Source organism: Aeromicrobium sp., assembly GCF_047606445.1.
Lineage (GTDB): Bacteria > Actinomycetota > Actinomycetes > Propionibacteriales > Nocardioidaceae > Aeromicrobium.
This window is the reverse complement of the sequence record NZ_JASGEK010000019.1, coordinates 64,925-87,155: the sequence shown is the minus strand read 5'-3', so window position 1 is coordinate 87,155 and position 22,231 is coordinate 64,925. Positions and strand designations below refer to the sequence as shown.

The 22,231-nt window shown below is 67.3% G+C and carries 26 protein-coding genes; 12 read left to right on the top strand and 14 right to left on the bottom strand.

What is annotated here, in order from left to right; translation table 11 throughout:
• The coding region (locus tag QM621_RS05500; protein ID WP_414989358.1) for a single-stranded DNA-binding protein at positions 1–544 on the bottom strand (544 nt) is incomplete at its 3' end.
• A 472-nt stretch (positions 545–1,016) separates the two neighbouring features.
• On the opposite strand from QM621_RS05500, the gene QM621_RS05495 reads away from it, so the two are divergent.
• A complete protein-coding gene (locus tag QM621_RS05495) occupies positions 1,017–1,253 on the top strand; it encodes a hypothetical protein (protein ID WP_414989357.1) in 237 nt (78 codons plus the stop codon).
• 316 nt (positions 1,254–1,569) lie between these two features.
• Here QM621_RS05495 and QM621_RS05490 read toward each other — a convergent pair whose 3' ends face one another.
• Positions 1,570–2,010, bottom strand: coding sequence for a hypothetical protein (locus tag QM621_RS05490; protein WP_414989356.1), 441 nt, complete (start codon positions 2,008–2,010; stop codon positions 1,570–1,572).
• 9 nt (positions 2,011–2,019) lie between these two features.
• Positions 2,020–2,823 carry a TrmH family RNA methyltransferase gene (locus tag QM621_RS05485; RefSeq protein ID WP_414989355.1) on the bottom strand — a complete coding sequence of 268 codons (804 nt, stop codon included), beginning with the start codon at positions 2,821–2,823 and terminating at the stop codon, positions 2,020–2,022.
• 18 nt (positions 2,824–2,841) lie between these two features.
• Here QM621_RS05485 and QM621_RS05480 point away from each other — a divergent pair, with 18 nt between their 5' ends.
• On the top strand, positions 2,842–3,369 hold the full coding sequence (locus tag QM621_RS05480; protein WP_414989354.1) for a YbhB/YbcL family Raf kinase inhibitor-like protein: 528 nt from the start codon (positions 2,842–2,844) through the stop codon (positions 3,367–3,369).
• 21 nt (positions 3,370–3,390) lie between these two features.
• Here the strand turns inward: QM621_RS05480 and bluB are convergent, their stop codons facing one another.
• From bluB to QM621_RS05460, 4 genes are read right to left on the bottom strand one after another with little or no spacing between them, the layout of a single operon-like run.
• Positions 3,391–4,017, bottom strand: coding sequence for a 5,6-dimethylbenzimidazole synthase (bluB, locus tag QM621_RS05475; RefSeq protein ID WP_414989353.1), 627 nt, complete (start codon positions 4,015–4,017; stop codon positions 3,391–3,393).
• Positions 4,017–5,099 carry an SPFH domain-containing protein gene (locus tag QM621_RS05470; RefSeq protein ID WP_414989352.1) on the bottom strand — a complete coding sequence of 361 codons (1,083 nt, stop codon included), beginning with the start codon at positions 5,097–5,099 and terminating at the stop codon, positions 4,017–4,019. Before QM621_RS05470 ends, bluB begins: the two co-directional genes overlap by 1 nt.
• Positions 5,096–5,545, bottom strand: a complete 450-nt coding sequence (locus tag QM621_RS05465) for an NfeD family protein (RefSeq protein ID WP_414989351.1) — start codon at positions 5,543–5,545, stop codon at positions 5,096–5,098. The genes QM621_RS05470 and QM621_RS05465 overlap by 4 nt, the downstream gene beginning before the upstream one ends.
• Before the next feature lie 2 nt (positions 5,546–5,547).
• Entirely contained in the window at positions 5,548–6,363 is an 816-nt protein-coding gene (locus QM621_RS05460) for an ABC transporter ATP-binding protein (RefSeq protein ID WP_414989350.1), read from the bottom strand.
• Between the two features lie 59 nt (positions 6,364–6,422).
• On the opposite strand from QM621_RS05460, the gene serB reads away from it, so the two are divergent.
• Positions 6,423–7,634: a phosphoserine phosphatase SerB gene (gene serB / locus QM621_RS05455; RefSeq protein ID WP_414989349.1), complete on the top strand. Its 1,212-nt coding sequence runs from the start codon at positions 6,423–6,425 to the stop codon at positions 7,632–7,634.
• 46 nt (positions 7,635–7,680) lie between these two features.
• Here the strand turns inward: serB and QM621_RS05450 are convergent, their stop codons facing one another.
• Positions 7,681–7,896: a dodecin gene (locus QM621_RS05450; protein ID WP_414989348.1), complete on the bottom strand. Its 216-nt coding sequence runs from the start codon at positions 7,894–7,896 to the stop codon at positions 7,681–7,683.
• A 47-nt stretch (positions 7,897–7,943) separates the two neighbouring features.
• Here QM621_RS05450 and QM621_RS05445 point away from each other — a divergent pair, with 47 nt between their 5' ends.
• Genes QM621_RS05445 through QM621_RS05435 form a run of 3 tightly spaced genes read left to right on the top strand, consistent with a single transcriptional unit; the run spans position 7,944 to position 9,224 of the window.
• Positions 7,944–8,249 carry a DUF3099 domain-containing protein gene (locus tag QM621_RS05445; protein WP_414989347.1) on the top strand — a complete coding sequence of 102 codons (306 nt, stop codon included), beginning with the start codon at positions 7,944–7,946 and terminating at the stop codon, positions 8,247–8,249.
• On the top strand, positions 8,246–8,464 hold the full coding sequence (locus QM621_RS05440) for an acetone carboxylase (RefSeq protein WP_414989346.1): 219 nt from the start codon (positions 8,246–8,248) through the stop codon (positions 8,462–8,464). The genes QM621_RS05445 and QM621_RS05440 overlap by 4 nt, the downstream gene beginning before the upstream one ends.
• A complete protein-coding gene (locus QM621_RS05435; protein WP_414989345.1) occupies positions 8,457–9,224 on the top strand; it encodes an SURF1 family protein in 768 nt (255 codons plus the stop codon). Before QM621_RS05440 ends, QM621_RS05435 begins: the two co-directional genes overlap by 8 nt.
• Here QM621_RS05435 and abc-f read toward each other — a convergent pair.
• The 5 genes from abc-f to QM621_RS05410 all read right to left on the bottom strand — a co-directional run bounded on the left by abc-f (position 9,197) and on the right by QM621_RS05410 (position 15,507).
• Positions 9,197–10,798: a ribosomal protection-like ABC-F family protein gene (gene abc-f, locus QM621_RS05430; RefSeq protein WP_414989344.1), complete on the bottom strand. Its 1,602-nt coding sequence runs from the start codon at positions 10,796–10,798 to the stop codon at positions 9,197–9,199. The two genes, QM621_RS05435 and abc-f, sit on opposite strands and share 28 nt — an antisense overlap.
• Before the next feature lie 77 nt (positions 10,799–10,875).
• The gene (locus QM621_RS05425; RefSeq protein WP_414989343.1) at positions 10,876–11,364 is read right to left on the bottom strand and encodes a VTT domain-containing protein; all 489 of its coding nucleotides are present in this window, start codon (positions 11,362–11,364) and stop codon (positions 10,876–10,878) included.
• A complete protein-coding gene (locus QM621_RS05420; RefSeq protein ID WP_414989342.1) occupies positions 11,361–11,954 on the bottom strand; it encodes a CDP-alcohol phosphatidyltransferase family protein in 594 nt (197 codons plus the stop codon). The genes QM621_RS05425 and QM621_RS05420 overlap by 4 nt, the downstream gene beginning before the upstream one ends.
• A gap of 207 nt (positions 11,955–12,161) precedes the next feature.
• A complete protein-coding gene (locus tag QM621_RS05415; RefSeq protein WP_414989341.1) occupies positions 12,162–13,433 on the bottom strand; it encodes a vWA domain-containing protein in 1,272 nt (423 codons plus the stop codon).
• A 103-nt stretch (positions 13,434–13,536) separates the two neighbouring features.
• The gene (locus QM621_RS05410; RefSeq protein WP_414989340.1) at positions 13,537–15,507 is read right to left on the bottom strand and encodes a hypothetical protein; all 1,971 of its coding nucleotides are present in this window, start codon (positions 15,505–15,507) and stop codon (positions 13,537–13,539) included.
• A 125-nt stretch (positions 15,508–15,632) separates the two neighbouring features.
• Between QM621_RS05410 and QM621_RS05405 the strand changes: the two genes are divergently transcribed.
• The 3 genes from QM621_RS05405 to QM621_RS05395 are packed head-to-tail and all read left to right on the top strand — an operon-like array spanning position 15,633 to position 17,603.
• The gene (locus tag QM621_RS05405; protein WP_414989339.1) at positions 15,633–16,049 is read left to right on the top strand and encodes a VOC family protein; all 417 of its coding nucleotides are present in this window, start codon (positions 15,633–15,635) and stop codon (positions 16,047–16,049) included.
• A gap of 59 nt (positions 16,050–16,108) precedes the next feature.
• A complete protein-coding gene (locus tag QM621_RS05400) occupies positions 16,109–16,381 on the top strand; it encodes a helix-turn-helix domain-containing protein (RefSeq protein ID WP_414989338.1) in 273 nt (90 codons plus the stop codon).
• The gene (locus QM621_RS05395; RefSeq protein WP_414989337.1) at positions 16,374–17,603 is read left to right on the top strand and encodes a HipA domain-containing protein; all 1,230 of its coding nucleotides are present in this window, start codon (positions 16,374–16,376) and stop codon (positions 17,601–17,603) included. The genes QM621_RS05400 and QM621_RS05395 overlap by 8 nt, the downstream gene beginning before the upstream one ends.
• 12 nt (positions 17,604–17,615) lie before the next feature.
• On the opposite strand, the gene QM621_RS05390 is transcribed toward QM621_RS05395, so the two are convergent.
• On the bottom strand, positions 17,616–18,779 hold the full coding sequence (locus QM621_RS05390; protein WP_414989336.1) for a DUF222 domain-containing protein: 1,164 nt from the start codon (positions 18,777–18,779) through the stop codon (positions 17,616–17,618).
• 97 nt (positions 18,780–18,876) lie between these two features.
• On the opposite strand from QM621_RS05390, the gene QM621_RS05385 reads away from it, so the two are divergent.
• The 3 genes from QM621_RS05385 to QM621_RS05375 are packed head-to-tail and all read left to right on the top strand — an operon-like array spanning position 18,877 to position 22,069.
• Complete coding sequence (locus QM621_RS05385; protein ID WP_414989335.1) at positions 18,877–20,343, top strand: N-6 DNA methylase; 1,467 nt, start codon at positions 18,877–18,879, stop codon at positions 20,341–20,343.
• Positions 20,340–21,497: a restriction endonuclease subunit S gene (locus QM621_RS05380; RefSeq protein WP_414989334.1), complete on the top strand. Its 1,158-nt coding sequence runs from the start codon at positions 20,340–20,342 to the stop codon at positions 21,495–21,497. The genes QM621_RS05385 and QM621_RS05380 overlap by 4 nt, the downstream gene beginning before the upstream one ends.
• Complete coding sequence (locus QM621_RS05375; RefSeq protein ID WP_414989333.1) at positions 21,497–22,069, top strand: hypothetical protein; 573 nt, start codon at positions 21,497–21,499, stop codon at positions 22,067–22,069. Before QM621_RS05380 ends, QM621_RS05375 begins: the two co-directional genes overlap by 1 nt.
• The last annotated feature ends 162 nt before the right edge of the window (positions 22,070–22,231 follow it).

Below are 22,231 nucleotides of genomic sequence, written 5' to 3'. Positions count from 1 at the left end.
TGTCCTCGTCCTCCTCGTCCGCGGCCCGGCCGCGACCACGACCCGAACCGCGGCGGGCGGGCTTCTCGTCGAAGTCGTCGTCGTCCTCGTCGTCGCGGCTGCGGCGCGAGCGGGACTTGCGGGCGGGCTTGTCCTCGTCTTCGTCGTCGAGCTTGGCGCGCTTCGGCTTCTTCTCGTTCTTCTCGACCTCGGCGGTCGCCCAACGCAGGTCGGGGGCGATGGAGTCGGCGACGATCTTGGTCATCGTGAGGACGACCTCGTCGTCGTTCTCGTCGACGACCTCCTTCTCGTAGCTCTCCAGGTGGCCCGAGACGATCACACGCGAGCCCTTGCCGACGGACTCGGCGGCGTTCTCCGCCAGGGTCCCGAAGGCCTGCACCGCGAGCCAGTGCGTGCGCTCCTCCGGCTCGTCGGAGCCGTCGCCGTAGATCGGCTGGGCGACCGCCACGCTGAAGAAGAGCGAGCTCGTGCCCTTCTTGGTGGTCTTGAGCTCGAGATCACGGCCCAAGTTGCCGACGATCGTCACGTTGTTGTCCCTGGCCATGGTGGTGCTCCTGTTCACGTTGGTCTGTGTCGACCGGGCCCGCGAGCGCGTGCTTGGCCATTCCTGTGCGGCTCGGTCCCGACCCGTCGACGTCTGGCGTCAGCGCGCCTTCCCGTCAGCCGCGCCGCGCCGCGAGGACCAGGTGGACGTCGACCTCTCAGCACCCCCGCCGTCCCGCCGCGCGCCAGGGCCGCCGGGTGACAGGCGGGCGGCGTACCATGGATTCCCTGGGGTGACAGCGGTGCGAGCCCAAGGTCGGCGTGCGGGTCTCACGTCGCCCGACCAGACCTGACCTCTGGGTTAGCGTTCAAGTCCCCCCTCGGACACGGACACGGCTCCCACCCGAACGGTGGGAGCCTTTGTGTCTTCAGGAAACAATCGGTGTGTCACCGCTTCACGTCGAAGGTGGTGTCTCCGTTGCCAACGGCGGCAATTGGCGCCAATCCGCATGCCGGCGCGCTGCCATCGGCCCATGAGCGCTCAGATCGCCGTTCGACTCCCTGACGACATCGCCAACCACATCGACGCCGAAGGCCGCCGCCGGACGCGCTGCGAATCGCGCCGTCGTCGTACGACGCGCGTTAGAACGCGAGAAGCGCCACCAGACGAGACGTCGGCCGATACGGAGAACCTCAAACGCTCACCAACCGACGACGAGTTCACCGGACCGGCTCGACACGCCGGACGCACGCCACCCGACCCGGACTGAACACATGCGACCGACCCACCTCGCGCGCCCCGCGCCAAACACGATCCAGTGCCCCTTCCGACGCGAGAGACGATCTGACCTCATCTGACCAATACGACGGTCGCGCCCATCACGCCGACCGTCCGCGGACCGCCGACCGAACTTCCCGTCGGCATCCGCAACGGACCCGATCACGACCCGATCATCACCCTCGACAACATCAACACCATTCTCGTGCCCGACCTTGGCCGACAACTCGGATTCCCCCACCCGGACCACGAACACAGACTCTCTGAGGCGATCATCAACGCATTCGACCTCCAACCACGAGCCCCGCTCACCCCAGGCGGTCGACGTAGGCCTTCGCCTCGGCCAGGCCCCAGCCGGTGTGCTCGCGGACGTACGTGACGGCCGCGATCGGACCGGAGGCCTCACAGACGGCGCGGGCGCCGATGGCGAGATCCCGGTCCGCGACGGACGGGGGACGTGGCGGCTCGCCGCTCGCCCCGGTCCGGTAGCTCCCGCTCTCGACGGCGTCCTTGGCCTCTTTCAGACTCAGGCCGGTCCGGTCGAGCAGCAGCTTGATCGCATGGACCGACCTGCCGGCGGCGACGAGCCGGTCGATCTCGGCACGGGTCGCGTCGTCGAGCGACAGCAGAACCGGAGGGGTCGGCGGCGGCGTCGGACCCCGGTCCAGCTCAGGCCGGAACACCCACAACAGCACGACCACCAGGGCCAGCACGCCGAGGAGGGCCAGAAAGATCTGCCAAAAGGACATGCGACGATCCTAACCAGACGTCGGCCGCAGCTCCCAGCAGGCGATGGCGACCGAGGCGGCGACGTTGAGCGAGTCGATGGCCGGGTTCATCGGGATCGTCGCGCGGACCAGGCTCTCGTGCTCCCAGCGCGGCGACAAACCGTGTCCTTCCGAGCCGAGCACCAGCGCGAGCGGCCGGTCGGTCGGCACCTGGTCGAGCGGGACAGCGCCGTGTCCCAACGTCATTGCGACCGTCTGGAAGCCCGCCTCGCGCAACAGCTCCGGCGCGCCGTACCAGTCCTCCAGGCGGGCGTAGGGCAACTGGAACACCGCGCCCATCGCCACCTTGATCGCCCGCCGGTACAGAGGGTCGGCGCAGCGCGGCGACAGCAGCACGCCGTCCCAGCCGAGCGCCGCGACCGTGCGGAAGATCGCCCCGACGTTCGTGTGGTCGGCCAGGTCCTCCAAGACCACGACCCGCCGCGCGCCGTCGAGCACCTCGGCGGACGACGGCAGCTCCGGCCGGTGCATCGCCGCGAGCGCGCCCCGGTGCACGTGGAAGCCGGTGATCCGCTCGACGGCGTCGTCGTCCAGCACGTAGCAGGGGGCTTCGGTCGCGGCGAGCACGTCGCCCAGGCTGTCGAGCCAGCGCGGCGACATCAGGAACGAGCGCGGGGCGTGCCCGGCCTCGACCGCCCGGCGCACCACCTTCTCCCCCTCGGCGAGGTAGATGCCGCGATCGGTCTCCAACAGCTTGCGCAGGCTGACGTCGCGCAGGCTCACGTAGTCGCGCAGCCGCTCGTCGTCCGCGGACACTTCACACATGGTCGCCACGGCGCTAGGTTAGGCGGCATGAGCCTCGAACGCCCCGTGACCCCGGACCCCTATCCGCTGCTGCCCGCCGCCGCGAGCTTCACCGTGACCAGCGAGGACGTGACCGACGGCGCCCCGGTCAAGGACGATCAGGTGTACGCGCACGGCAACACCTCGCCCCAGCTGTCGTGGTCGGGCGCGCCGGAGGGAACGCGGTCCTATGTCGTGACCTGCTTCGACCCCGACGCCCCGATCCCCTCCGGTTTCTGGCACTGGGTGGCCGTCGACATCCCCGCCGACGTCGCCAGCCTCGCCACCGGCGCCGGAGCGAGCGACGACACGCTGCCCGGCGGCGCCTTCCACGTCCGCAACGACTTCGGCACGCGCGACTTCGGCGGCGCCGCCCCGCCCGAGGGCGACCAGGTCCACCGCTACTTCTTCGTCGTGCACGCGGTCAGCGAGCCCACGCTCGGCGTCGACGGCGACGCCAGCCCGGCGGTGGTCGGCTTCAACCTCGCATTCAAGACCCTCGGCCGTGCCATCGTCACCGGCACCTACCAGCACTGACCCTCCGGACCGCCCGGTCGCTCAGCGCTCCGTGAGGAGTTCCTCGAGCGGCCGGGGTTCGGCCCAGCGTTGCTCGACGAGCATCGGCCGGTCGTAGAAGCGCTCGACGGGACCCAGGCACAGCACCGCCACCGGCTCGTCGCCCTCGGGAAGCTCGAGGAGGGCGGCCAGTTCCGTCGGCTCGAACAGCGACACCCAGCCCATGCCGAGGTTCTCGGCGCGCGCCGCGAGCCACAGATTCTGGATCGCGCACGCGACCGAGGCCAGGTCCATGTGCGGCATGGTGCGACGCCCGAAGACATGACGATCACGATCTCCCGTGACGGACACGACCAGCAGCTCAGCACAGTCGCGCACGCCTTCGACCTTGAGCCGCAGGAACTCCGCAGCCCTCCCGCCGAGCGCCTCGGCGGTGTGCTCGCGCTCGATGTCGACCAGCCGGGCGATCGCCTCACGGGTCTCGGGTCGCACGACGCGGACGAATCGCCACGGCGCCATGAGACCGACGCTCGGCGCCGCGTTCGCGGCCTCGAGCAGCCTCCGGAGCACGGCGGGGTCGACCGAGCCTCCGTCGAAGTGCCGCATGTCGCGACGCTCGGCGATGACCCGGTAGACCGCAGCGCGTTCGTCGGCGTCGAAGTCCCGCATCAGGCCTGCCGCGGGGGCGGCGGGGCCTCTCCGCCCGCCACGGGCGTGCCCGGGTTCTCGGCCAGTTTGGCCGCCTCCAGGGCCTCCTCGACGGCCTCGGAGGTGTCGATGGTCGACGGGACGACGACCTCCTCGTCGAGGTCGACCGGCTTCTTCGAGCCGCCGCCGTCGACGGGGATCGTCCCGATGGCGCCTCCCAGCGTGCCGAGCGCCTTGGTCAGCTCGGCCGGGATGATCCAGGTCGAGGCGTTCTCGCCGCCGGCGATCTTCGGCAGCGTCTGCAGGTACTGGTACGACAGCAGCTTCTGGTCGGGGTTGCCGTTGTGGATCGCCTGGAAGACGGTCTCGATGGCGCGCCCCTCGCCCTGGGCCTTGAGGATCGCCGCCTGCTTCTCGCCCTCGGCCGACAAGATGGCAGCCTGCTTCTCGCCCTCGGCGGTCAGGATCTGCGACTGCTTCTGGCCCTCGGCGGTGAGGATGGCCGACTGACGCTCGCCCTCGGCGGTGAGGATCGCGGCGCGACGGTCGCGCTCGGCGCGCATCTGCTTCTCCATCGCGTCGATGATGGTGGCCGGCGGGTCGATGCTCTTGAGCTCGACCCGGCTGACCTTGATGCCCCAGCGGCTCGTCGCGGCGTCCAGCTCGGCGCCGAGGGTGCGGTTGATCTGGTCGCGGCCGGTGAGCGCGTGCTCCAGCGTCATGCCGCCGATGATGTTGCGCAGCGTGGTCATGGTGAGCTGGTGGATCGCCTCGATGTAGTTGACGATCTCGTAGGTCGCCGACACCGGGTTGTTGACCGTGAAGTAGATGACGGTGTCGATCGAGACCGTCAGGTTGTCCTCGGTGATGACGTCCTGGGGCGGGAACGACACGACCTGCTCGCGCTGGTCGATGACGTACTTGAGCCGGTCGAGGAAGGGCACGATGAGGTGCGGGCCCGAGTCGAGGGTGGTGCGGTACTTGCCGAGCCGTTCGACGATGCCCGCGCGTTGCTGCGGGACGATCTTGAACGACATCGCCACGATGACGATGGCGAGCGCGATGAAGAAGAACGCGAAGATCAAGGCGACCGAGGCGATCACGATGACTCCTTTCCGGCCACGTACGCCGTGGCCCCGTCGATGCTGACGACCTGCAGATGAGTTCCGGCGTCGAAATGTTCCCCCGACGCCGCGCGGGCGGTCCACAGCTCGCCGTCGATGGTGACCCGGCCGGAGAACTCGCTGACCGGCTCGTCGACGATAGCGGTGCGTCCGACCAGATTGTGGTGGCCGACGGTGAGGGTCGGACCGGCGTGCAGTTTGCGGGTGAAACGCGGACGGATGAACGCGAGCAGCAGCAGCGACACCACGCCGAAGACGATGAGGGTGACCCAGTCGGGCGCGAAGGTGGCCGTGCCCGCGGCGGCGAGCGCCGCGACGGCGAACATCAGCAGCACGAGGTCGAGGCTCATCAGCTCGGCGACCGCGAGCAGGCTGGCGATGCCGACCCATGTCAGCCAGAGATTGTCTTTGATCCAGTCGAGCATGCTCACTCTTTCCGTCGGGCCGCACGACGACCGTAACGCACGCGGCGCGCGGTGTGGCGGCCGTCGTCGCTGGACAGCTCCAAGGCGGTGCCGAAGGTCTGCGACAGGTTCTCCGACGTCAGCGTCTCGGCGATGGGCCCGGAGGCCACGACGCGTCCCTCGCGCAGCAACAGCACGTGGGTGAAGCCGGGCGGGATCTCCTCGACGTGGTGGGTGACCAGCACCAGCACCGGCGCGGCGGCGTCGGAGGCGAGGTTCTGCAGGCTGGCGACAAGATCCTCCCGCGCGCCGAGGTCGAGGCCGGCGGCGGGCTCGTCGAGCACGATCATCTCCGGGTCGGTCATCAGCGCCCGGGCGACGAGCACCCGCTTGCGCTCCCCCTCGGACAGCGTGCCGAAGGTGCGGTGAGCCAGTCGGGCGATGCCCATCTCGCCGATGATCTGGTCGGCTTGCGTGGTGTCGACGTCGTCGTACTCCTCACGCCAGCGTCCGGTGACGCCGTGGGCCGCCGAGAGCACGGCGTCGCGGACGACCTCGGTGGCCGGGATCTGGTCGGCGACGGTGAGGCTGGTGTGGCCGATGCGGGTGCGCAGCTCGAAGACGTCGACCGTGCCGAGCTCGTGGCCGAGCACCGCGGCCCGTCCGGAGCTCGGGAAGGAGTTCGCGCTGGCGATCTGCATGAGCGTGGTCTTGCCCGCGCCGTTGGGGCCGAGCACCACCCAGCGCTGTCCCTCGACGACCTCCCAGTCGACGCCGTCGAGCAGGACCGCGCCGGAACGCGTCACGGTGACCTGCGACAACTCGATCGCGGGCGTCATAGTCCCTCCCTGGTGTGCGCCATCTCCGGGGACCAACCTATCGCGCTAATCTCGTGGCGATGACCAGCCACACGCCCGTCCCCCACCTCACCGACCCGACGGTCCTCGTGACGCTGGTCGGTCCCGACCAGAAGGGCGTGTCGACGCGGCTGTTCGGCGTGCTGGACGGCTTCGACCTGGAGGTCATCGACGTCGAGCAGCTGGTCGTGCGCGGACAGCTGGTGCTGAGCGTCCTCGTGACCGACCCAGGCGAGGACACGCCGCTCGAGGAGAAAGTCCGCGAGCTCGGGGCGTCGCTGAACCTGACGGTGACCTTGGAGCGCGGCGTCGGCGACAACCGGCCGCGCCGGGTCGGCCGGGCGCAGGTCGTCATCCTCGGCGCGCCGATGCGGCCGCACGCGCTGGCGGCGCTGACCGCGCAGATCCGCGCCGACCACGGCAACATCGACCGCATCGTGCGCATGGCGCGCTATCCGGTGACGGCGATCCGCATGGAGGTCAGCGGCGCCGACCCCGACGTCCTGCAGGCGTCGCTCGCGCGGGTCGCCTATGAGCAGGGCGTCGACGTCGCGGTGCAGGAGAACGGCATCTTGCGGCACGCGCAGCGGCTCGTCGTGATGGACGTCGACTCGACGCTGGTCCAGGGCGAGGTCATCGAGATGCTGGCCGCGCACGCGGGTTGCGAGGCGGAGGTCGCGGAGGTCACCGAGCGGGCGATGCGCGGCGAGCTCGACTTCGCCCAGTCGCTGCACGAGCGGGTGGCGAGGCTGGCAGGCGTTCCGGCGTCGGCGCTCGACGAGGTGTACGACTCGCTGTCCTACGCCCCCGGCGCGCGCACGATGATCCGGACGCTGAAGCGTCTCGGCTACCGGTTCGCGCTGGTCAGCGGCGGTTTCACCCCGATCATCGAGAAGATCGCCGCCGAACTGGGCATCGACTACTACCGCGCCAACGACCTGGAGGTCGTCGACGGGGCGCTCACGGGCAAGGTGCTCGGCGAGGTCGTGGACCGGGCCGGCAAAGCGCGGGCGCTGCGCGAGTTCGCCGCCGACGCGGGCATCCCGGTCAAGAACACCGTGGCCATCGGCGACGGCGCCAACGACCTCGACATGCTGGCGGCGGCCGGCCTCGGCATCGCCTTCAACGCCAAGCCGACCGTCCGCGACCAGGCCCGCACCTCCGTGAACGTCCCCTACCTCGACACCATCGTCTACCTCATGGGCATCACCCGTGAGGAGGTCGAGGCCGCCGACGCGGCCGACGGCCGCTGATCTTGCCGCCGGGAGCGACCGCCTTACGACTGTCAGCCGCGAGCGCTCACTCGTCGTCTTCGAGGCGGAAGCCGATCTTCATCGTCACTTGGTAGTGCGAGACGTCCGTGTCGGCGATCTGACCGCGGATGCCCTGGACCTCGAACCAGTCCAGGTGGCGCAGCGTCTGTCCGGCGCGGTAGATGCCGTTCTCGATGGCCTCGGTGACGCCGTCCGGGGAGGTGCCGACGATCTCGGTGATGCGGTAGGTGCGGTTGCTCATGGTCCCATCATGCCTGCTGCCGGGGGGCCAGGGCGTAGGCTGAGGGGGTGAAGCAGCGAGATGATGAGGTCGCGGTCATCACCACCGCGCCGGAGGCCCCCAGCGACGCGATGGGCGCGCGGGAGCGTCGCTACATCGTCTCCATGTCGATCCGCACCGCGTGCTTCATCGGCGCGTGCCTCGTCGAGGGGCCGCTGCGCTGGGTGCTCATCGTCGGCGCGATCGTGCTGCCCTACGTCTCGGTGGTCCTCGCCAACGCGGGCGTGCGTATGCGCGGCGCCAGCGGATCGGACTTCGTGCCGATGGAGCACCACGCCATCGGGTCGCGCTCCGACGCCCCGAACGAGCTGTGAGCGCCGACGGCGCGGCGCCGGAACTGACCTGCTCGGCCAAGGGCTGCGCCGCCCCGGCCGCCGTCGAGGTCCGCTGGAACAACCCCAAGATCCACACCCCCGACCGTCGCAAGATCTGGCTGGCCTGCCCCGACCACCGCGACCACCTGCAGTCGTTCCTCTCGGCGCGCGGCTTCTGGCGGGAGACCGAGCCGCTCGGGTCCGCCGATGAGTGAGTGGCGCTTCCTCGCCTCGGCCCGCTGGATCGGCTTCGCGATCTTCGTCGTGCTGCTCGCGGGCGTCTGCGTGAGATTGGGCCTGTGGCAGTTCGGCAAGGTCGACGACCGCTTGGAGCGCAACACGCTGATCGAGGCCCACCTCGGCAGCGAGCCCGTGCCGCTCGACGAGGTGGTGGCCCCCGGCGACACCGTGGACGCCGGCCAGGAGTGGACCGTCGTGTCCGCCACCGGCCGCTACGACGTCGACCACGAGGTCACCGTGAAGTACATGAGCCGCGACGGGCGTCCCGGCGTCGACGTGGTCACCCCGCTCGTCCTGTCCGACGGAACCGCGCTGCTGGTGGACCGGGGCTTCATCGACACCGAGCGCACGAACGAGCGCCCCGAGGCGATCCCCGAGCCGCCGGAGGGCGAGGTCGAGGTGTCCGGCTGGCTGCGCGTCGACAGCGGCGCCGCCGGCGACGCGGTGCGGGTCCACGACGGCCAGATCCGGGCCGTCTCGTCGGTCGGCATCGCCGACGACCTCCCCTACGATCTGCGCTCGGGCTATGTGAACCTGCAGGAGCAGACGCCGACGACCGACGGCCTGCAGGCCGAGCCGGTCCCCGACCTCAGCCAAGGCCCGCACTTCTTCTACGGGCTCCAGTGGTGGTTCTTCGCGTCGCTCGCTGTCGTCGGCTACTTCTGGTTCGCCCGCGCCGAGCGGATCGAACGCCGCAAGAACGCCGCTCAGGCCAGCGCGATCAAGTCCGCGTAGTCGTCGTTCCAGAGGTCCTCGTCGCCGTCGGGCAGCAGCAGCACCCGGTCGGGCTCCAAGGCCTGGACGGCTCCCTCGTCGTGGGTGACGAGCACGATGGCGCCGGTGTAGCGGCGGATCGCCGACAGCACCTCCTCGCGAGAGGCGGGGTCGAGGTTGTTGGTGGGCTCGTCAAGCAGCAGCACGTTCGCGCTGGAGACGATGAGCCCGGCGAGCGCGAGCCGGGTCTTCTCGCCGCCGGAGAGCACCGCGGCGGGCTTGTCGGCGTCGTCGCCGGTGAACAGGAACGCGCCGAGCACGCTGCGCGCCTGCGTGTCGGTCAACTCCGGGGCGCTGGCCTGCATGTTCTGCAACACGGTCTTCGCAGGGTCGAGCGTCTCGTGCTCCTGGGCGAAATAGCCGATCTTGAGACCGTGGCCCGGCTGGATCTCACCGGTGTCGGACTCGATCTCGCCGGCGAGCATGCGCAGCAAGGTCGTCTTGCCCGCGCCGTTGAGGCCGAGCACGACGACCCGGCTCCCCCGGTCGATGGCGAGGCTGACGTCGGTGAAGATCTCCAGCGACCCGTACGACTTCGACAACTCCTCGGCCATGAGCGGGGTCTTGCCGCACGGCGCGGGCTTGGGGAAGTCGATCTTGGCGACCTGCTCGACCTGGCGCTCGCCCTCCAGGCCGGCCATCATCTGCTCGGCGCGGCGCAGCATCTGCTGGGCGGCCGACGCCTTCGACGCCTTCGCGCGCATCTTGTTGGCCTGCATCGTCAGCCGCTCGGCGGTCTTCGTGGTGATCTCCCGCTCGCGCTTGCGCCGCGCCTCGTCGGTCTCACGCTGGCGCAGGTAGTGCTTCCAGCCCATGTTGTAGACGTCGATGGTGGCTCGGTTGGCGTCGAGGTAGAAGACCTTGTTGACGGTCTCCTCGATCAGGTCGACGTCGTGGCTGATGACGATGAGGCCGCCGGAGTAGTTCTGCAGGAAGCCGCGCAGCCAGGTGATCGAGTCGGCGTCGAGGTGGTTGGTCGGCTCGTCGAGCAGCATGATCTCGGCGTCGCTGAACAGGATGCGGGCCAGCTCGATGCGGCGGCGCTGACCGCCCGACAGCGTCTCCAACTTCTGCGCCAGCACCCGGTCGGGCAGCCCGACGGCGTGCGCGATGGTCGCGGCCTCGGCCTCGGCGGCGTAGCCTCCGGCCGATTGGAACTCCGCGTCGGCGCGGTCGTAGGAGGCCATCGCCTTCTCCGCGACCGCGCTGTCGGACGAGCCCATGTCGCCCTCCGCCTTGCGCAGCCGGCGGATCGCGTCGTCGAGGCCGCGCGCCGACAGGATGCGGTCGCGGGCGGTGACCGAGAGGTCGCCGTTGCGCGGATCCTGCGGCAGATAGCCGATCTTGCCGGTGCGGGAGATCGACCCGGCCGACGGCTCGCCGCCCGCCCCGGCCAGCATCCGAGTCAGGGTGGTCTTGCCGGCGCCGTTGCGGCCGACCAGGCCGATCTTGTCGCCGGGGGCGACCCGGAAGGAGACGTCGGACATCAGGACGCGCGCGCCGAAGCGCAGCTCCACCTGGGAGACGGTGATCATCGAGTGCTTTCAGTGAGAAGTGGGAAGGCGTCAGAGCGGAGGCCACGTCACTCTCGTTGAATCAGCACCGCCCTAGGCTACCCGCCCTCGCTGACGGCGACCACTCCCCCGGCGATCAGCCCGAAGCGGGCCACGCGTCCGACGAACACCGCCGCCGCGAACAGCCAGACGTTCTGTCGCGACATACCGGCCACGAACGCCACCAGCAACAACGGCGGGACGCCGACGAATGAGGCCGCCAGCACGGTCACCGCGCCCAGGAACCGGTGTTCCAGCCAGGACATCAGCATGTCGTTGACCCGACGCAGCCAGCGCCGCACCGGCCCGGTCGCCGGCTTCTGCTCCCGGCGCCGCCCGACGAACTCCTTGCCGCTGCGACCGCCGTGGAAGACGATCACCTTGCCGATGGTGGTGCCGACCGACAGCGCCGTGACCATGCCGACGGCCATCGCCGGACCGAAGGCGACGACGTTGGCGACCACATAGGCCTCGGCGTTGAAGACGGGGATCGTGGCCGACGCGATGCCGAAGCCGAAGGCCGCCAGCAGCACTCCCAGCTCGGTCACGCAGCGGCTTCGCTTTCCCTCACCAACGCCACCACCCGGCGCGCGCTCCAGATCTTCACCGAGATCTGCGCGAGCACGATGACCAGCGCGACGGGCAGCGAGCCGATGACGACCGCGACGATGATGCCGATGTTGTTGAGCGCCTTGGCCGGGTGCGACCAGTTCATGACGAAGACCTGGCGGTCGACGGCGAAGAAGTGGTTCGGGCTGACGATCGGCCACAGCAGGAACGACATCGACAGCAGGCAGTCGAGCACCATGAAGTTCAGCAGGAAGACGACGATCGCCGGCCAGAGGTCGGGCTGCAGCACCATGAGGTTGGCCGCGCACAGGGCGGTGCAGAGACGGTCGCTGACGATGTCGTGGATGGCTCCGGCGCGGGTCTCCTGGTCGAGCACGCGGGCGGTCAGGCCGTCGAGGCTGTCGCCGAGGTAGTAGACGAGATAGGCCGCGACCACCCATCGCAGCGGGTCGTCGATGGTGAGCGCGTAGGCCGCCAGTCCGACCGCCACGACCGTGCGGATCACCGTGATGAGATTGGGGATCGTCGGGATCGCCCCGATCTCGGAGGTCTCCCGCACCGTCTTCATTCCCCCATCCTGGCAGGTCCGACCCGCGCCCTCAGCCATCGCGCTGTGTCCAGTGCCACAGCACCTGAGATTCCCTGTTCGGAGGATGACTACTGCCAGTCGTTGGCCACCCGTGCCCGAGGGAAATACGCGGTCGAGCGAGTCGACGGGCGTCGGAGCCGGGTTTCGTCGTCGTGGCCTCGCTGACTCCCGATTCCGGCACACGCCTCAGCTGGACCGGCCCCGCTGGCGGCTGCCCCGGTGGTAGGACTCGCGGCTCATCTTCGACATACGCGAGGCGCCGCGACGACCCGCCGCCCGGCCGTGCTCCTCCAGCCGCTCGACCTCGGCCAGCTCGGCGCTGATCTCGGGCTTGAGCGCGTCCGGCGCCGCCACCAGCGAGGCGGCCAACCGCGTCCGCGTCTCGCCGATCAGACGCTGCCCGCACTCGAACTCGCCACGCTCGTACGCCTCCGACGCCTGACGTTTGACGTCCTGGGCCTCCTGGAAGAGCACCTCGGAATGGACCGTCGGATGCGGCACACGGCCGGCCGCCTCGGCGCCGGGGACGACGTTGACCATGATCGGCAGCGACGCGACCTGCTCGACCAGAGCCGGCAACTCGACGTAGGCGAGCTCGAAGGTCGCGATCCGGGACAGGCCGAGGGTCTTCATCGCGGGCACCGCGAACTTCAGGAGCACTTTGCGCCCCTCCCGGGCGTACAGGTCGCCCAACTCGACCATGATCCGTCCGTCGTCAGTCCGCGTCGTCGGCAGATCGTTGTAGAGCCGCGCGAACTCCACCGACGGCTCGACCGTGATCGTCAGCGAGATGGCCTGCACCACTTTGTCGAGCAGTCCGGTCGCCTCGCCGGCGATGGCGGAGCCCGCCGCGTCGGGGTCGTCGGCGAACACGTGGTTGCCCGAACCGGAGCGAGAGATCGCCGAGAGGAGGCTCTCGTCGTAGCCTTGGCCGTAGCCCAGCGTCGAGGTCACGATCCGCTCACCGTACGCCTTCGCCGCGACCCCCGCGAACTCGTCGGCGGCGCGCACGCCGACGTTGACGTGGCCGTCGGAGATCACCAACACCGTGCCTCCCGCCTCGCCTGCGACCCGACGGATCTCACGCAGCCCGCGCAGGTAGCCGGCCGACAGATCCGTCGTGCCTCCGGGCCGGACCCCCTCGATCAGTCGCACGACCTCCGTCTTGTCGGTCAACGGACCCGCCGGGACCACGACCGCGGCGGAGTGGTCGAAGACGACGAGACCGAAATTGTCCGTCGGTTCCAGGCGACGCGCCAAGGCCGCGAGCGCCTTCTTCGCCCCTTCCAGAGGAGCGCCCGCCATCGAACCGGACCGGTCGAGGACGACCTGCAGCGAGGCGGGCAGACGCTCGGCGTCCTCGGCGGCCGCGGGCGCCTCCAGGTCGACGAGGACGGCGACCTCGTCCTCGGACTCGTGCGCGACGAGGTGCACGTCGAGCAGCGTGTCGATTCTCATAGCGAGTCCTTCCAGACGGTCATGCCCGCCATCGTGCCACCCGCCGCCGACCAAAAACGCGACCACACGACGGTCCTGCGCTCTTTCCTCCCCGACCGCCGACTCACTCCTCCGGAAGATTCATCGTGTAGGGAATCGAGTTCTGAGCCAGCAGCTCGACGACCTCCTCGTCAGGTCCCACCTGGCCTTCCTCATCGGGGTAGAAATGCCACACGATCTCATCGACCTCGGTCGCCGGGTCATCACGTAGCGCGACGTCGTTCGCCAGTTGACGGCGTAGCGACTTCGTCGCCCGGACATGCCCTGTCCTGACCTCGCCGGCTTCCTGGGAAACCGGATCGTAGACGTCGATCACCCGGATACTCGCCGTGCTCGACGGCGCGTCACCCGGACCGACGACAACGACATCGGTCTGCCATTCTCCGCCGAGTCCGACGAAATGCTCGACCGCCTGCGACTCATCGATGAAGTGTTCTGAGGCCTTCACCACCTTGCGCGCCTTCTGAACAGCGTTGGCGACATCACGTAGATCGACACGCTGACTCGCCATCGCAAGAGCCACTCCCGCGTGCAGCCCCTCATCCTTCAAAGAGCGCCACGCCTCGCCATAAAATCGGGCGAGAATCTCCTTGCGCGCGGACTTCGGCACGGTGCCAGACTTCATGACATACGCCAGCCCGTCCAATTGTCGTCCACGAGGCACACGGTTCAGGAAACGGACCGTCTTTGCCACCACTGACGCGGCGTCGCCCGCGACGGGAAGAAGTCCTCCTATCGCCAAGCCGGCCCCGACGACATCGAGTTCCATCAAATTCCCCAGAAGATCGGCGACATCTTTGTACACGAAGAAACCGCCGCTGATGGAACCCGCGAGAAAGGCGGCCGAATCACCCTGACACCAATCCGCGCCGTCGGGACAACTCGCACCCGCCACGAACGCCTTCACGTATCCCATAGGGGTCATCGTCGTGTCGTCAACGTTCGGATCGAATCCGGTATCGAAGTGATCGACCTCCCACTGGTCGTCATGGCTGTCGCCATCGCTATCGCTATCTAATGGATCGGTGAGGTACATGTCCCACTCGTCACCGTCGGTCAGACCATCGTCGTCAGAGTCCGGCTCCCACGGGCCGGTCCCCGCCTCGAACTCATGCGCGTCAGCCAATCCGTCACCGTCGGTGTCGCTCTTCGTCGGATCTGACACGACATAACGCAGACCGACAAGCCCCAGTTCCTGCGCGAGCAGATCAGCGGCGCCCGACGATCCGAACGAGTCGAGGTCGTTGGTCACCTCTTGACCATCTGTCAAGCCATCGCCATCAGTGTCCGCGCGCGCAGGGTCGGTCACATGAAAGCCGCCCTCGTTATCCCATGCGCCACGTTCCTCCAGGCAGTCTGCGAGCCCGTCGCCGTCAGCGTCGGGCCACTCCCCTCTCGCCGCTTCATCTACGACGAGCGGCGCCGTTGATCGCACCACCGAGTAACCGCCGCCAAAATCCTTGACGAAATGGTCGAGAATCTCCTGGTCCGCTGAAACACCTCCGGCGACGATCACGATGTCGGCGGGCGAGTCATCGGTGATGACGTCCAACCTCGCATCGTCGGCGTCGATCTCGTCGGTGAACGCGATCACCACCTGGTCTCGCTGTTCGCTCGCTCCTTCCGCGAGTTCGTCGACGGCGGCCCGAACTCCCTCAAGAACATCCGCCGGGCCTTCGTATTCTCCATCGACCACCGCGTCGACCAACTTCTCACGTTTCTTGGTGAGACCCTCGACTCGCCATCCTTCGCCATCCGCCGACACCACGGCCATACGAGCCTGCGGAGGCAGCCCGTTGATGAGAGAGATGCTGATGGACTCGTGCCGTTGCGTGAATCCGGCCATGCCGCTCACCTCGAGTGAGTCCACCACCACGACCACGTCACGATCCACCGGGTCACACGGACCGTCGAGATGATCGCTCAGACGCCCGTCGAGAGGACTGATGAACGCAAGGACGATCACAACAGCCGCACCCGCCCGGACCGAACGACGAGATCGTGACCACCGTTTGGTCGGCACTCGGCGTCTCATGGACCGAAGAGTATCGGCGGGATCGGACATGTTCGGTTCAGCGGTTGACCCTTCACAGGAACGGTCATGCCGTCCACGTACTGGAATTCACGACCCCGTCAGGCGGTTCACGCCACCATGGACTCATGACCACCACCTACCCGATCCTCAACTCCGTGGTGCTCGACACGACGGACGCGCGCGGCCTAGCCGAGTTCTACCGTGAGCTGCTGGGCTACTCCTACCGGCTCGGCGACGAGCCGCCGGCCGAGGGCGAGCCGGACCCGCGCGGCGACGACTGGCTCGTGCTCATCGGACACGGCGGCGCCCTGCGTATCGCCTTCCAGCAGGTGGCCGAGTTGACGCCATCGACCTGGCCGTCCGACGAGGTGCCTCAGCAGATGCACCTCGACCTGCTCGTCCAGACAGAGGAGGAACTGCTCGCCCAGCACGAGCGCGTCCTGGCGCTCGGCGGCCGGGTCATCGTCGAAGCCGACGAGGAACCGCTGTCCGTCTACGCCGACCCCGCCGGCCATCCGTTCTGCGTGTTCGTCGGCGGGTGACCACGGTCGCTATGTCATGGTTCGTTGACATAGCATGAATGTCACCGTACCGTGACATCATGTTCGCCATCTCCACGGTCGCCGACCTCGGCAACAGTGTGCGCACCGCTCGACACGACCGTGGCCTCTCCCAGGCGGAGTTGGCCCGACGCTCCGGAGTCTCCCGCGCCTGGCTGATCCGGCTGGAGGACGGACACCCGCGCGCCGAGCTGGTCAAAGTCCTCGCCGTCCTCGACACCCTCGGACAACGCGTCGAGGTCCGCGACGAAACGCCGACCGACTCCACCGACGCCGACCACCTCCGGCGACTGTTCGGTGAGATCGATGACTGACGAGCTGGCGGTCTATCTGCTCGGACGTCACACGGGAACACTGACGCGAGGCCCGCGCGGGCGACTCTCCTTCGAGTACACACCCCAGGCCGCCGACGACGGCCTGGAACTCTCGCCGCGCCTGCCCACAGGCCACGCCGCCTCCAGTCGCGCGATCACGTCGTTCGTCGCCGGACTCCTGCCCGAACGCCCCGAAGTCCGCGAACGATGGGCGCACGACCTCGGCACCACCACATCGGACTTCGACCTGCTGACCCACATGGGGCTGGATTGCCCGGGAGCCGTGCAGTTCATCGCACCCGAACGCTCCGACGAGCTCGAACGCCCAGAGACGTACGCGCCCATGAGCGAGACCGCCTTCGACGACCGACTCACCGAACTCGCCGACGGAGAACCGGAGTGGACGCTACCGGGCGAGCACTGGAGCCTGGACGGCTACCAGGATAAGTTCGCCGTCGCCCGACTCGACGGGCAATGGCTCACCGCCACCGGCTCGGCGGCGACGACCCACATCGTGAAACCGGGCATCCGTCGCATGCGCGGGCAGGCGTTGGTCGAGCACGTCACGATGCGCGCCGCCGCGCGCTGCGGCCTCGCCGTCGCCCGCACCGAGTACGTCGAGCCGGGAGGCGTCGGCGGGATCGTCGTCGAACGGTTCGACCGAGTCGTCACCGCTGACGGCGTCCGCCGATGGCATCAGGTCGACCTGTGTCAAGCGCTCGGCGTCATGCCATCGAGCAAGTACGAGCAGGACGGCGGTCCTTCGGCGGCTGACATCGCGACGCTTCTGCGTCCCGCCGACGTCCGGCGCCTGTCCGACGCGCTGATCTTCAACTACCTCTCCGGGTCGAACGACGGCCACGCGAAGAACTACGCCCTGCTCTACGCAGCGGGCCAACGACGCCTCACCCCGCTCTACGACGTCGCCTCCGGCCTCCCCTATGGCGCCGAGGCCGCCGAGCGGACAGTGGCGATGTCGATCGGCGGGCAGCGGCGTCTCGGCTCCGTCGGTCGCGCCGAATGGGAACGCCACGCCCGACAGCTCCATCTCGATCCCACCGAGCGCGTTGACCGTGTTCGCCACCTGGCCGAGCGACTGCTTGAGGCCTTCGAGGCAGCGTTCGACGAGGTCGCTGGGAGCCTGGAGGCCGCGACGATCCGCAGCCGACTCCTACCCCGACTCGAACAACACCTGGGTGACACGTTGCGCGCTGTCGGCTGACGGCGGGCAGGCCTATGCGGCCAGGAGCGTGTCTTGTTGGTGTGCGGGCGCCGCGTCGAGCAGGCCTCGATGGATCAAGTGATGACATCGGGAGCAGTAACCCGCGAGTTCGTCGAGGTCGGTACGTCCGCCGTGTGACCACCAGGTGGTGTGGTGGATCTCAAGGTGAGTGTTGGTGCAGCCGGGGGCGGCGCATCTGCCGTGTTGTCGGGCGACGATGGCTTTGCGTTGTCGTGGGGTCGCGAGGCGGTGGTCGCGGCCGACGTTCAAGATTTTGGCTTGGGGGAGGTCTTTACCGCTGGTGAGGATGGGGGTGATGTCGCCTGTGCAGCCGAGGTAGTTGAGTAGTTGGTTGCCGATGGGTCCGAAGCCGACGAGTTCGGCGGGTTTGCCACTGTTGTCCGGCTGGTTCGTGAGGGCGTTGTGGAGTGTCTCGACGTCGACGTTCACCAAGAGGTGGGGTCGGATGCCCTTGTCGGACGGGAGCCCGTTGTTGAGGACGTTGGTGAGGAGTTCGTCGAGCGCCTGGACCCGTCGCTGTGGCGGGGTCCGCACGTCCTCGATGGAGGACGGCTTGCTCAAGGAGTCGAGCACGGTCTTCAACTTCGCGCCCGTCGCCTGGTTGAGGAAACCGTTGATGTGCCATCCGTCAGGAACGGGACTGATCTTCAAATCCTCCCGATCCATGCCACGAATCCACGCCTCATCGAGAGAATCCGGATAGACCGCGTGACGCAGTTCCTTCATCACGGCCCGGAGTTTCGAGGGCTCACAGGTCTTCGCGACCCTGAGTAGCCAGTTGGTCGACTCACGGATCACCTCGTGACCGATGTGCTTGAGCCCGTAAGCGAACAGATTCAGATGCTCCATCCGGACTGAGCCAGCGACGGCGGCTTCCGCGACCTCCGGCAGATCGCGCATCGTCTTGGCGCACCGGACCGCCGTCCGGGTCTGGGCGGGCTCCAACCGCAACTCCCGACGAGCCCAGTTCGTGACCGACGACGCCCCGTCCAACTCGTAGTCCCGAGTTTCTTCGAGCTTCCCGAGCAGATGAGCCTTCGCCACATCCAACGCGTCTTGAGCCGCCTGCACAGCACGCAACGCCTCCCGCGTCTCACCACCACGAAGCGCGTGCGCGGCGGTGCGCATCGCGTCGATGGTGGTTGCTGTGCTCATACTCCAAGCCTAGACGAACATATGTTCGAGTCAAGGGTTTGCGCACGTTCATGCAGAAAAATCTGAACTGTCCGACCCGGACGTTAGAGTTCCCCTCGTGATCACCGGCGAGCTCAAGAGCAGGATCGACCGAGTCTGGGACGCGTTCTGGTCCGGCGGCATCAGCAATCCGCTGGAAGTGGTCGAGCAGATCACCTACCTGCTGTTCTTGCGCCGTCTGGACGACCTGCAAACGCTGTCGGAACGCAAAGCCCGCGTCGCCGGCGGGCCGGTCGAGGGCGTGTTCGGCGACCACCAGGACCACCTCCGCTGGAACAAGCTCAAACACGATCCACCGCAGGTCATGTTCGACACCGTCGCCGGTCAGGTGTTCCCGTTCCTGCAATCGCTGGGCGCCCGCGCGGGCGGCGAGGAGTCCGCCTACGCCGAGCACATGCGCGACGCCCGGTTCACGATCCCCACCCCGGCGCTGTTGGGCAAGGTCGTCGACATGCTCGACCGGCTGCCGCTCGACCAGCGCGACGTGAACGGCGACCTGTACGAGTACCTGTTGTCGAAGATCGCCTCGGCGGGCGTGAACGGGCAGTTCCGCACGCCCCGGCACATCATCGAGCTCATGGTCGCGATGACCGACCCGAAGCCCGGCGACGTGATCTGCGATCCGGCCTGCGGCACGGCGGGCTTCCTCGTCGCGGCCAGCGAGCATGTCCGCGCCCAGCACCCCGACGCGCTGCTCGACGCACGGCGGCGCGAGCACTTCCACCGCTCGATGTTCCACGGCTACGACTTCGACTCCACCATGCTCCGCATCGGGTCGATGAACATGCTCATGCACGGCGTGGAGTCGCCCGACATCCGCTACCGCGACTCGCTTTCCGAGGGAGCGAGCGGGGATGCGGCGAGGTACACGCTCATCCTCGCCAATCCGCCGTTCGCGGGGTCGCTCGACTACGAGTCGACGTCGAAGGACCTGCAGGACGTCGCGAAGACGAGGAAGACCGAGCTGCTCTTCCTCGCGCTGTCCTTGAAGTTGCTCAAGCCGGGCGGCCGTGCGGCCGTCATCGTCCCCGACGGCGTGCTGTTCGGCTCGACGAAGGCCCACAAGACGCTTCGGAAGATGCTGGTCGAGGAGCAGAAGCTCGACGCGGTGGTGAAGCTGCCGTCCGGCGTGTTCAAGCCGTACGCCGGCGTGTCGACGGCGATCCTGTTGTTCACCAAGACCGACTCCGGCGGCACCGACGACGTCTGGTTCTACGACGTGACCGCCGACGGGTTCAGCCTCGACGACAAGCGCCAGCCCACCGACGCCGACGACCTCCCGGACCTGCTGGCGCGCTGGCGCGACCTGGCCGCCGAAAAGGAACGGACGAGGACCGACCAGTCCTTCCTCGTCCCCCTCGCCGACATCGTCGCCCACGACTACGACCTCTCCATCAACCGCTACAAAGAGATCGTCCACGACGAAGTCGACCACCGCGACCCCTTGGACATCATCGGAGACATCGAACAACTGGAAACCGAGATCAGCGCCGGGCTCGCCGAGCTGAAAGAAATGCTCACGTGACCTGGCCACAAGTAACACTCAGCGAGGTCGCCGAGGTCGAACGCCGCTCGGTCAATCCCGCCGACCTGCCGCCGGATACCAGGTACCTCGGCTTAGAGCACATCGAACGAGGAGGACGGATCCTCAGCCACGACACGGTGGCTAAGGCAGGCCTCACCAGCAACAAGTTCATCTTTGCTCCCGACCACGTCCTTTTCGGAAAGCTCCGTCCCAACCTCGGCAAAGTCGCTCGCCCTGCTTTCGACGGCGTCTGCAGCACCGACATTTTGCCCATCAAGCCCGGACGTTCGCTCGACCGCAATTACCTCACTCACTACCTCCGGCAACCAGCAATCATTCGATACGCCGCGTCACGCGCATCAGGCGCGAACCTTCCTCGACTCAGCCCCACAGCGCTCGGAAGTTTCACCATTCCCCTCCCGCCCCTGGCCGAACAACAACGCATCGCCGCCATCCTCGACCACGCCGACACCCTCCGCACCAAACGCCACCAACAACTCACCCACCTCGACACCCTCCCCCAAGCCCTCTTCCACCACATGTTCGGTGATCCTGACGCTGCTAGCTCGACGATTGAGCTGGGCGAAATCGCGACTCTTTCGGGCGGTCGGAACCTGGTAGCCGGCGATCCCACGTTGGACTCGCCCTTCCGCGTGCTGAAGATCAGCGCCGTCACCTCAGGACAGTTCAAGCCGGAAGAATCCAAGCCTCTTCCCGCAGACTACGAGCCACCGCCAGAACATCTCGTTCAAGTGGGCGACCTGCTCATGAGTCGCGCCAACACCACCGAACTCGTCGGCGCCGTCGCCCTTGCGACCTCAACGCCACCCAACCTGGCATTGCCGGACAAAGTCTGGCGCTTCAACTGGAAGACCGAAGCCGATCCGGTTTTCTATCACGCGCTCCTCTCGACCCCAACCATCCGCCGCCGCATCAGCCGCCTCGCCAGCGGCACCGGCGGATCGATGAAAAATGTCTCGAAGGCCAAGCTCTTAAAGATGCCGATCCCTGTCGCTTCCATCACGTTGCAGCGAAAATTCGTAAAACAAGCCCAACAGGTCAGCCAACACAGCGAAATTCTTCGACAGGCCAATCTAGCGGGTGATAGACTTTTCACCTCGATCCAATCGCAAGCCTTTAAAGGAGAAATCTGATGGACCCTGAAATGCAACAAATGGCAATGAACCTGACCGAGGCCCTCGTTAGGAACACCGCATCATCAGTTTCCGACAAAGTCGCAGCACTAAAACAGCGCGGAAAAGATAGAGAAACCATCAACGGGCTCGAGGAGTTGGTTAATGATCTCATCGCAGACAAGGCCGAAATTGCACGCATCGCGCAAACCTACCAGGAAGAACTTGTCGCGCAGCGCATCTCACCGGAAGATATCGAGTACATCACAAAAACAGTGGTTCCCCTAATTAAAAAATTTGCTTCAATTAATGGCGAAGACCAGACTGATCTCATCGAAACGGTCTCTTCACTTATATCAGCGGAAACAGTCAATGTCTTACAGATCCTTGGCTTCAATTTCCGGAAAGCCATCGGCGAACCGCTGACCAGTCTCGTCGAACGGGCAATCATCGCAAAAGCCCCAGTCATGGGACCCGCAGCAGAGGATCTACAAACACTGCAGGTCCAACGCGAGAATCTTCTTTACCAACTGGCCTTGGATCCCGAAGCGACAGCACGGCTCAAGGAACTCATCGGTCGCCGATCACCGTGACCTCCGACTCGAAGGGGACAGACGTGACGGGACCTCGCGTCTGTCCCCTTCGAGGCTCCGGGCGCGGGGTGCCCTCCGCACCTCAGAGGTGCGAAACCCACCACGATCTTCGGGCAGCAGTGGCCAGCCTGACAAGCAGTTGAAACGGCCCACCCTGACGGG

Excerpts from the sequence above, each read along its gene's own strand:
- QM621_RS05420 (WP_414989342.1), bottom strand. The coding sequence starts at position 11,954 with ATGAAGACGGTGCGGGAGACCTCCGAGATCGGGGCGATCCCGACGATC.
- QM621_RS05390 (WP_414989336.1), bottom strand. The coding sequence starts at position 18,779 with ATGAGCACAGCAACCACCATCGACGCGATGCGCACCGCCGCGCACGCG.
- QM621_RS05490 (WP_414989356.1), bottom strand. The coding sequence starts at position 2,010 with ATGTCCTTTTGGCAGATCTTTCTGGCCCTCCTCGGCGTGCTGGCCCTG.
- bluB (WP_414989353.1), bottom strand. The coding sequence starts at position 4,017 with ATGCGGGACTTCGACGCCGACGAACGCGCTGCGGTCTACCGGGTCATC.
- QM621_RS05495 (WP_414989357.1), top strand. The coding sequence starts at position 1,017 with ATGAGCGCTCAGATCGCCGTTCGACTCCCTGACGACATCGCCAACCAC.
- serB (WP_414989349.1), top strand. The coding sequence starts at position 6,423 with ATGACCAGCCACACGCCCGTCCCCCACCTCACCGACCCGACGGTCCTC.
- QM621_RS05375 (WP_414989333.1), top strand. The coding sequence starts at position 21,497 with ATGGACCCTGAAATGCAACAAATGGCAATGAACCTGACCGAGGCCCTC.
- abc-f (WP_414989344.1), bottom strand. The coding sequence starts at position 10,798 with ATGATCACCGTCTCCCAGGTGGAGCTGCGCTTCGGCGCGCGCGTCCTG.
- QM621_RS05395 (WP_414989337.1), top strand. The coding sequence starts at position 16,374 with ATGACTGACGAGCTGGCGGTCTATCTGCTCGGACGTCACACGGGAACA.
- QM621_RS05405 (WP_414989339.1), top strand. The coding sequence starts at position 15,633 with ATGACCACCACCTACCCGATCCTCAACTCCGTGGTGCTCGACACGACG.
- QM621_RS05465 (WP_414989351.1), bottom strand. The coding sequence starts at position 5,545 with ATGCTCGACTGGATCAAAGACAATCTCTGGCTGACATGGGTCGGCATC.
- QM621_RS05400 (WP_414989338.1), top strand. The coding sequence starts at position 16,109 with ATGTTCGCCATCTCCACGGTCGCCGACCTCGGCAACAGTGTGCGCACC.
- QM621_RS05435 (WP_414989345.1), top strand. The coding sequence starts at position 8,457 with ATGAGTGAGTGGCGCTTCCTCGCCTCGGCCCGCTGGATCGGCTTCGCG.
- QM621_RS05460 (WP_414989350.1), bottom strand. The coding sequence starts at position 6,363 with ATGACGCCCGCGATCGAGTTGTCGCAGGTCACCGTGACGCGTTCCGGC.
- QM621_RS05415 (WP_414989341.1), bottom strand. The coding sequence starts at position 13,433 with ATGAGAATCGACACGCTGCTCGACGTGCACCTCGTCGCGCACGAGTCC.
- QM621_RS05480 (WP_414989354.1), top strand. The coding sequence starts at position 2,842 with ATGAGCCTCGAACGCCCCGTGACCCCGGACCCCTATCCGCTGCTGCCC.
- QM621_RS05450 (WP_414989348.1), bottom strand. The coding sequence starts at position 7,896 with ATGAGCAACCGCACCTACCGCATCACCGAGATCGTCGGCACCTCCCCG.
- QM621_RS05410 (WP_414989340.1), bottom strand. The coding sequence starts at position 15,507 with ATGAGACGCCGAGTGCCGACCAAACGGTGGTCACGATCTCGTCGTTCG.